9 protein-coding genes are annotated in these 9,189 nt (G+C 35.6%); all 9 read right to left on the bottom strand.

Annotation, left to right across the window (positions count from 1 at the left end; translation table 11 throughout):
• Positions 1–120 precede the first annotated feature (120 nt).
• Positions 121–1,902 (bottom strand): AIPR family protein, encoded by a 1,782-nt coding sequence (locus EFY79_RS21090; RefSeq protein WP_123122744.1) that lies wholly within the window; start codon positions 1,900–1,902, stop codon positions 121–123.
• A 361-nt stretch (positions 1,903–2,263) separates the two neighbouring features.
• Positions 2,264–2,836 carry a hypothetical protein gene (locus EFY79_RS21085; RefSeq protein WP_148041995.1) on the bottom strand — a complete coding sequence of 191 codons (573 nt, stop codon included), beginning with the start codon at positions 2,834–2,836 and terminating at the stop codon, positions 2,264–2,266.
• 212 nt (positions 2,837–3,048) lie between these two features.
• The gene (locus EFY79_RS21080; RefSeq protein ID WP_148041994.1) at positions 3,049–3,657 is read right to left on the bottom strand and encodes a hypothetical protein; all 609 of its coding nucleotides are present in this window, start codon (positions 3,655–3,657) and stop codon (positions 3,049–3,051) included.
• Between the two features lie 236 nt (positions 3,658–3,893).
• A complete protein-coding gene (locus tag EFY79_RS21075) occupies positions 3,894–4,619 on the bottom strand; it encodes a hypothetical protein (RefSeq protein ID WP_148041993.1) in 726 nt (241 codons plus the stop codon).
• Positions 4,620–4,885: 266 nt separating this feature from the next.
• Complete coding sequence (locus EFY79_RS21070; protein WP_123122740.1) at positions 4,886–5,407, bottom strand: hypothetical protein; 522 nt, start codon at positions 5,405–5,407, stop codon at positions 4,886–4,888.
• 213 nt (positions 5,408–5,620) lie between these two features.
• Positions 5,621–6,046, bottom strand: a complete 426-nt coding sequence (locus EFY79_RS21065; protein WP_123122739.1) for an SMI1/KNR4 family protein — start codon at positions 6,044–6,046, stop codon at positions 5,621–5,623.
• Between the two features lie 253 nt (positions 6,047–6,299).
• Positions 6,300–7,010, bottom strand: coding sequence for a hypothetical protein (locus tag EFY79_RS21060; RefSeq protein ID WP_123122738.1), 711 nt, complete (start codon positions 7,008–7,010; stop codon positions 6,300–6,302).
• Positions 7,011–7,247: 237 nt separating this feature from the next.
• On the bottom strand, positions 7,248–8,150 hold the full coding sequence (locus tag EFY79_RS21055) for a hypothetical protein (RefSeq protein ID WP_123122737.1): 903 nt from the start codon (positions 8,148–8,150) through the stop codon (positions 7,248–7,250).
• Between the two features lie 267 nt (positions 8,151–8,417).
• A complete protein-coding gene (locus tag EFY79_RS21050; protein ID WP_123122736.1) occupies positions 8,418–8,870 on the bottom strand; it encodes a hypothetical protein in 453 nt (150 codons plus the stop codon).
• Between the last annotated feature and the right edge of the window lie 319 nt (positions 8,871–9,189).

Genomic DNA, 9,189 nt, shown 5'->3' with positions numbered 1-9,189 from the left:
CAAATCCTCCTGACGACATCTCCATATTAACCGGTTTCGTTCAACATGCGGCTTCATTGTTGGTGCTACGCACCCAACGAAGCCTTAGTTGTTACCGGCTGGCATTGTTGTCTGTCGTTGCTATTGCCCATTGTGGGTGATTTTTAGCATATCCCAACCATATCTTTTATTTGCAATAGTCATGCTGTCAACAAACGCAATACGAGTTTTTAGAAAACTGAATTTGCCATTAGTCATGTAATCATCATACTTTTTTTGCTTTATGAGTTCTGAAAGTATAATCCTTATTTTTTTAGAGCCAATATCCTTTACAATAGAATTAAAGTCTGCCTCAACAGATAAAGTGTGTCCGTAATTCTCCAGCAAATCGTCAACATAATTGTCATTTAAAAGCCCTTGAACCGTCAATGCCCAAACAAGATTTCTTGCATAGCGAACAAAAAAGTATTTATTTTCTCCTCTGCTTTCAATTTCATTGATTATGGCATTTAGTCTGAATTGAACTTTGTACGCAATGATTATTTTTCTTGTGTCTGATTTTAAAAACTGTGGATTAAATGCTTTTTCATAAAGAGTATCTGTTTCAAACACTTTTCCAATCTCTGAAATTTTATCAATTTCTCCTTGGATGGCTAAAAATGTTTGAGCAAGTTTTTTTATTTTGATTTCTTTATGGTGTTCGATTCCCAATTCTTCGAGGTCTGAATCTCTAAGATTGGCAAAAGAATTTTCTTGTCGTTCATAGAATATTCCGTCATTGCGGAATTTGTCATCAAATTCAAGTTGTATCAGGTCGTTTGCTCTTAAATTCCAGGATTCAACGGGATTCTGTTTATTATTTGAAATTGTCACCTGTGTCACAAACTCTTGTGTGCAATTAGTAATTATTTTACCAATCACTTCAATCTGTTTCAAGGTTTTCTCGTATTCCGAAAAGTTTGGCTGCTTTTGAATTTCCTCAATAAACCGTGAAAGTGTTGTTATTGTCTGTGCTCCGTTTAATACTCTTGGCTCAACTATTTTGGATGTTCCATTTTCAGCTTCTAATTTTTCAGCAAATAATGTAACCCCGTTATGATGAAATGTAAAATATTCAGGATTTACCTTTTTGTTTATCACAATTTCTTTAAGAGATTTTTTTATTGCTTGGTTAGGAGCTAAATCAGCTTCAAGACCTGCACGGATATTTTTTTCAAATAAACGTTGTTTCATATCTACGAACATTCTATAAAGGTCGTAAAGACTTAAAAACCCTAAATGCAATGTTTCATTACCTGAAGCAACTTTTACAGATTGGGCTTTAAAGGAAATGTCGTACTGAAAAGTTTTCTTTGTCCTTGATGTTTGGTTGACTTTTTTTGTTTCGTTTGAAATGTATTGAATTGTCAATGTTATTTCATCGCTATTAAAATAACTGTCTATAAAATGCTTCTTTGATTCCAGTTCTTCCCTTAAACTTTCTAATACTCTGCTGCCCTCTGCTTTTTCAGGTTCGCCATTGAAAACGAAGCATATATAAACCTTATTGATTAAGTCCTTGTATTCTTGTAATTCGAGTTTAAGTTTAGGAACAACTTTGTTTATTAATGTGTCAGTGTAAGGGTCGCCAAAAATACGTTCAACTCCATCCTTAATTAGCCTTTTATAGGTATCCTTAAATAGTTCATAGTTGTCGCTCCACTTGAACTGATATAAGTAAAGGTTTTTTGCTTCCTTATCAATGTAGTAACCGTCAATACCATAGTCATTATTGCCAAAAGCACAATTGTCAATAACGGTTTCAATCCGTTTTTCAAACTTGTCGGAAATAAAAAGAGGGGCAAAGTAATCTTCCTTTGTCCCACCATATTTTGATTTTAAGAGATTCTGTGTTTCTGTAAGTCTGTCGAGTGTTATAGCCATTAGTTAAAGTTGTTTTGGTCTGTCGGTTGATAGTAGCAGTGTCGCCGATATGCTTGCCAGTAACGTTTGACGGCTTTGCGCAGGCGGGAAAATAGTATTACTTCTGCCCAAACCGTTGCCAAATATATAATTAAAAGTTCATTGTTAGTACTATCGCTGAACAAAGTTTCTTCAGCCCGGAACTGCTGCTGAAACATGCACCAATGCTCATTTTTATTCCGTCAGCCCCGCTTGTGCAAAACCGATGTAAGCGGCTGTTCTGTGTTGTCAAAGCATACGAATTTTTATGTCGGCAGGAAACGAACAAATTTTAAGGATTTTACTTTTTTTAAATTCGTATTACTTGTATCACTGTGATTTTTCAATTGTTAGCAACGGTTTTTATTTGGTTTTGAGTTATGTCAAAATACGTTGCAAAATCCGTTATTGGTTTATTGTTTTTGTCAAATCTTAAAATTATTTTGTTGCCATTAATTGTTAGTGTGTCAGGAATGAAATCATTATCATACGGCTTGTCAAGAAAAATTATTTTGTCATCTATGATTTTGTATTTCCCGTCAAAATTTTGATTGCTGAATATTGTCGCAACACTTACTTCAAAAGTTTTATTTTTTCTCAAGGTGAGATTTATAACGGAACGGTCGTCATGTAAAGTCGCCTGAAGAAGTTTCGGGCTTTTAAATGTTTCTGATTTTAATAATTCCGTTGTACAAATTACGACCACAGCTGCAATTAGTATTGGGATAACTTTTCTGTCTTTTTTAATAAGTCCAACAATAAAAATTACGATAAAGATAACAGCCAACAAAATCATTAAAAGAAATGACCATACCCACAATTTTTCCCAAAGAAGGTCTTGAAACAAATAGGATAATAAAAAAAGCAATCCAAAGATTACTGTCCACTTTTGAAATTTACTTTTAAAGATTGTCATGTTAGAATTGCCGCTTACGGCCACGCATTTACGCAGGCATGGAATTAGAATTCCCTGTCTGCCGGAACCGTTGCCAAATTTATAATTAAAAGTTCATGTTTATTCCTATCGTTCATTAGAGTTTTTTCAGCCGAAACTAAAGATGAAATATATTCTACTGCTCATGGTTAGCACGTCAGCCATGCTTGCATTAATGCGATGTTGCCTGCAGGTTATTTATGGAACGCAACTTTGTAGTTTTTGTCCCCCGAAGTTAAAATAGCAAAGGTTGTATCTTTAGTCTCATCAAGAATATTTAAACCCGTGATGTCTCCATAATTTACCTCTCCGGAATTAAGAATACCAAGATAACGTTCTGTCACAAGTCCTTTCTTTACTAATGTAACTTGAACTGGAGCAAGAGCTCCAACTATTTCTCTTACTTCATAGTCCTTACTGCTAAATTTTGTCTCCGGAACAGTTAAAGCAACAAGCAAAGGACTTGCTACCAAAACAAACATTATTCTGTCAACTAGAAATGTCGCTGCAGCTACGATTGGGTAGAAAAGAAAAAAGCCAAAATAAATCTTTTGCCAAGTCCGAAGTGTTCGTCTGTAAAGAGCAAATGTCATGGAAGCAGTCAACAGAAATGCAATCAAAAATAATCTGTCAAGCCAAACACCTTTGATGTTTACAACGAAAATGTCAAGCAGCAAAATCAACAACAAAATTACATGGGCCTTGATTAATAACTTCTTGTATTTGTCCACCCAGTTCTGTTTGACAAAAAACAAAACAACTGTCAATAAGTATAGGCAAATGTAAATTACAGGTAGTGTCATTTTTTAACTTGCAGGCAACGGTTAACGGCTTGCTGCAGGTGGGGAATTTATATTCCGTCTGCCTGAGCCGTTTGCCGAATATAGAATAAAAAAGTTGATTATTTGTTCGTTTGCTGATAGAATTACGTCTGCTTGAACTGCTGATGATAGCAGCACAAATGCCGATGTTTATTCTTTAAGCCGCACTTGCTGCAAACCGATGTAAGCGGCTGGCTTGTTATTGATTGAAATTTCGATTAAATGAAATAATCTTTTTCAATTTCCCAAGTAAAAGGTTGTGTGAATGTCTTGAAAGTCTTTAGTTCACCAGTTTTAAATGTTCTCCATAAAACTTTTTGTTTGTCGCTAGATATCATTCCTGTTGCAATCTTTACCTTTTTTGTTATAAAATTATAGCTGCGGTTTTCAATTTCTCCTGAACCGCGATTTGTGTAATTGTAGTCGGCGCCTATTAAATAGAATTTTTTGTTTTGATAACGGAACTTGTAAGAATTATTTGACATTCCCCAACCGCCCCAATTCATAAAAATGAAAAAATCAATTTGCAACACTCCTTTTGAGATAGAAATATCTTGAAAAGGTTCTTCCATGTTTGGGTTGTCGTGGCAAAGAATAAATGAATCACTTTGTTCTATCAAATCATATTGCTTAGTAGTTGTGTTGTAAAATGCAATGCATAGGATACGTGGTTGAAAGCTTAAAGTGTCATTGTAATTTGGATTAAAGTCCTCGTCATGCTTTATGACCGTTACACTGTCATTATGTTGAAGAACAAAAGCAAAGTCATGTATCTGGTCGTTATTCAAGTCGCCCGATGCCGATTTCAATATTGTCCAACCTTTAGGAATAAAATCATTTACAGAATTTCCATTCATTTTGATTGTTGGGTAATTGAAACTTTGTCCGAATGAAAGAGTGAAGATTGAAGTCAGAAATATGGTAAGTGAAATTCGCAATCTCATTTGGTTGTTTGTTTGAAAGGCGTCCTTTTAGCTTGCCGCTTACGTTTTACGGCTTGCAGCAGGTGGGGAATTAGAATTCCTTCTGCCGGAATCGTTGCCAAATTTATAACTAAAAGTTCATTGTTTATTCTATCGCTCAATAGAGTTTTTTCTGCCGGAACTACCGCCCAATAATGTTACAAAAGCTCATTGTTATTCCTTCTGCCCCTACTTGCTGCAAACCGATGTAAGCTGCCGTTTTGTTGGTCTTACGTCAAAACAGTTTGTTACTTAAAATAGTTTTTATAGTCATCCTCGATTTCAATAATGTCGGCATAGTGCGGCTTTTTTTCTGGGTCAAATAAATACATTCCCCACAATTCGCTCAACGTGTCAAGCTTCACAAGCTCCGCTTTCTTGTCAGAGGTTACGAACTTCAAATATTTTTTGCCCTTGGCGTTCATTACTGGCAAACCTTGTTTCTCTAAAAATTCTGCCGATATGTTTATGTAATAAATATAATCGTCTGCTCCGGCTCTAAAATCTTTCTCACCAACTTTTTTCATTCGTTCTTCCATTTGCAAGCTGTCCGGTTGAAAGAATACGGCAGATTTTCTGTCAATGGTTAATGTGTCGCCATTTCTCACAATATTTTTTATGTCAAGGTTCGTTTGTGCTGAATGACTCTGTTTTGTTGTGTCGGTTGTTGAATGTTGAATTTCAGTTTTTACTTCTTGCTTATTGTCATTTGTCGCACATGAAGAAAGCGTCAGAATGCAAAGTAGGAAATGTTTAAATGTTGGTCTCATGTAAATGGCAGCTTACGTTAAGGCTTGGCGATGGGCTGAAATTCAATGTACTTTTCGCTCGAACGTCAGCCGATTGAAAAACCAAAGCCGAAGATAAATACAAAAAGCCGATATTTGTTCATCTGCTGGAACCTAAGCTGATAAAGAGCTACAGCCGATTGTTATTCCTTCAGCCAGCCTATTGCCAAGCCTAATGTAAGCTGCATTCCTCGGTCAGTCAAACCATTTTCCTCCATTATCCAATCGTTCAAAAAAATCTGTGAATGAACTACCAATGTCAATATGATACTGTTTGTCTAAGTCAATAAATGGTGAAAGGATGACTCTATAATTTTCATTTTCAATAAATTCAATACCGATAAATTCACTACTTGGATTATTCCCTATTGCAATTGTCAAAGGAAGATTGTCAAAGATGCGGTAATCTTGATTGTAAGTCAAAAGATCGTCAATGTCCCAAAGGTTTACAAGTTCAGGTCCAACGAACTCTTCATGCCCTTTGTAATTGTCAAGATAAAACTTATAATCGTCAGGCAGTAAAAAACCAATCTGTTTCTCAATCTCTTCGAATGTCTTTGCAGGTATTGTCGTCCGTTTAGGAAAATTGTATTTTGTCAATATAGTTTTAAGTCCTATCATTTAATTCTTAGTGTAGTCAAAAAGTATGGTTGTTCTCTAAAATTGCAGCTTACGGCCACGCATTGGCGATGCCAGGGCAATTTATAACTTTTCGCCGGAACGTCAGCCAGTAAATGAACAAAAAGTTGAGATTTTTATTCTGCTTCTCAATAGCGCTTTTTCAGCCGGAACTGATGCTCAATAACGAACAAAAAGCTGATGATATTTTCTTCAGCCCTGGTATTGCCAATGCGAATGTTAGCAGATGGCTTGATTATTTTTCATTGTTTAAAAAGTTTGAGATTTGGTTTCCAATTTCTTCAATCGTCAAAAGTACCGCTTGATTTTTTATTCTGCTGGCTGCTTCACTGTCATTTAAATCTGTACTGCTTTTCTTGTCTTTAAAATCTTTGGTTACAATTGTTGTGAATGGAATTAATCCTGTCCGAACGTCCAATATAATAAGTTGAGTCGTCGCAAATGCTTTAATGTCTGCTTTAGCGAACAATTTGTATTGTGAATAAATATCACTATTTATTGAATATATGACCGCAATGTCAGACTGGGTTCTAACTGCTGCCTCTCTAATTGTTGTGAATGTCGGTGTCTGAGAAATTAAAATATCAGGTATTGTGGCAATAGATTTTACTCTTGGTGAACTCTTAAACTTTTGAGAGAACAAGTCAAGATATTGTTGTTGAGATTTTAAAAACTGTTCGTCTGCCCAATAGTATCTCTGGCGGTTTTGAGAACTTTCAAGTTTAACAAAAGCCACCCTTAAAGTGTTGGGCAGTTTGTAATTGCCGTCCAATATCTTTTGAATATTTTCTTCTGAAATGGTTGAACTTTTGTCCTCAAATAATGATTTAGTAATTGGCGGGTCGGGACTCTCAATGCCACTTAAATTCGGGTTGTCAATCTGTCTTGTCGTTGAACACGATGCGAATATGATTCCAATTAAAATAAAAAATCCAATTTTTCTCATAGTTAATTTTTAGATGGTGGTTGTTTAAGCTATCTGCTAACGGTAGGGCTTGCTGCTGTGCTGGTATTCATTGCTCGTCCAGCCCGACCGTCAGCCCAATTAAATTTATTAAAGTTCAAATTACGAACAAAAGTTCAAAAGAAATCGGTCAGCTGAAACCGCTGCTCATAGTTAATAAAAAGATGAAAATTTATTCGTCTGCCAGCATAGAAGCAAGCCGATTGTTGGCAGAATTTTTCAGTCAAGCGTCATTTCTTGAATCTTATCATCCTTTCCAAATGGTTTTCCATTTATTATCGGGATGTGTAAAAACTTGAAATCCTGTTTTTCTGTACATTCAACACTAAACTTTATTGTCAAATTATTAATTAAGCTTTCATTTTCAATTTTATCAAGTGACCATAATGTATTTTCATTCTCGGTAGCATCAAATTTGTCAATTGCTTTGTTTGTCTGCAATGAAATTTTTGGCCAATAAGTTTCACATTTCCTGACGTTGGAAGGTTTGGATTTTATTTTAATTGCAAACTTTTCCGGTTTTTTCCTCAAATGGTATGTAGTATAATACAATGTTCCAAGAACTGTTGAGTCGTTGGTTTCCTGTGTAAAACCCACATAAATTTTTAAATCTGAATCAGGAATAGAACCGGTAATTATTTTGTCATCACCTTCAATAATGAGGTTGTTTTGGTAGTCGAATATTTCGTAGTGATTTACATTGCCGCAACATCCATATTTTACTGTCTCGTAAAAGATAGTTTGTAAATCAATATCATCGCAATTTTTATTTATTTCAATTATCGTTTTAGAAGGGTTGTCAAATGCTTTTATTTTAATGTTGATATTTCTTTCCTGTCCTTCAACGCTTGTCCATTTTTCTGTAGTAGTGGTAAAATGTGCGAAATATCTTCGTACGTCATAGTCCTTAAGTTGAAGGCGCGCAGGTTTGAAGCTTGATTCCACAGTTCTATAGACATAGTCGTTCTTAGATTTCTGAGAAAGAATTTCAAAGCTTGATTCTGCAGTTTCTGTGAAAACGCTTTTGGCTTCTAAGGGTTCTGCAAGTTTGGTTTTTTGTTCATTGTTCTTGCAACTAAAAAAGGAAAGCGCTATAAATAATATAATGAAAATTGTTTTCATAGATTGCGTTAGTCTGTTTGTAGCGTTACGTTTTCTTTGGAAATGCGGTTAGTCAATTTCTGCCAACGGCCACGCATTTATGCAGGACTGGAATTAGAATTCCTGTCTGCCCGTAACCGTTGCCAAATTTATAATTAAAAGTTTATTGTTATTACTATCGCTCAATAAAGTTTTTTCAGCCCGGAACTGCTGCTGAAAGATTCACTATTGCTCATTGTTAGCACTTCAGCCAGGCTTGCATAAATGCGATGTTGTGTGCTGTTTAAGTCAATTTATGCTTTGTCGCGTATCAAGTTTGACAATTTTACCCTTAAAGAACTTGTCTAAAAGAGGAATTGCAATAGCAAATATTGTTGCAGTTATAAAACCCTCCAAAATATTTGTCGTAAAGTATTCCACAAATGATTTGTAGCGTAAATAACCTGCATTGTTTTGATGTCTAACAAAGTCAGGAAGGTTAATTAAAATCAAGGTCAAATTATATACAAGCCACAAAGTCAACATTTGAATTAGCATTGCCGGTTGGCTTTTTGTCAACCGATAAATATTAAGCAAAAAATGAAAAACACAAACGCCGATAAACAACGGAATAACGATAAAACTAAATGTCATAACAAACGAATAGAAATTGTCACCCAATGACAAATGTGACGGTGAGGCAATTGTTGCCGTCAAGGCATAAAGAAAGGCAATTGTCAGTGTTGTTAAAACAATTCGCATTTATGTCTTATTGAATAGCGGTGTGTCGAAATTGAATAGCACACAACGGTAGGGCTTGCTGCTGCGCTGGCATTCAATGAACTTTTCGCCGGAACGTCAGCCGAGTAGCGAACCCAAAGCCGAAGATAAGTACAAAAGCCGAACAATGAACGTTACGCCGGGACTACAGATGAGCAGCGAACAAAAGCCGACTTTATTCCGTCAGCCAGCGTAGAAGCAAGCCCAATGTTGAACTAAACCTACGGTAGCCTTCCGCAACTATCCGTAAATTTAGCATTCACTAAAACTTTAAAAATGACAACGAAAAAAAAACGCCGGA

Source organism: Hanamia caeni (genome assembly GCF_003721595.1).
Lineage (GTDB): Bacteria > Bacteroidota > Bacteroidia > Chitinophagales > Chitinophagaceae > Ginsengibacter > Ginsengibacter caeni.
This window is presented reverse-complemented; position numbering and strand designations above follow the sequence as displayed.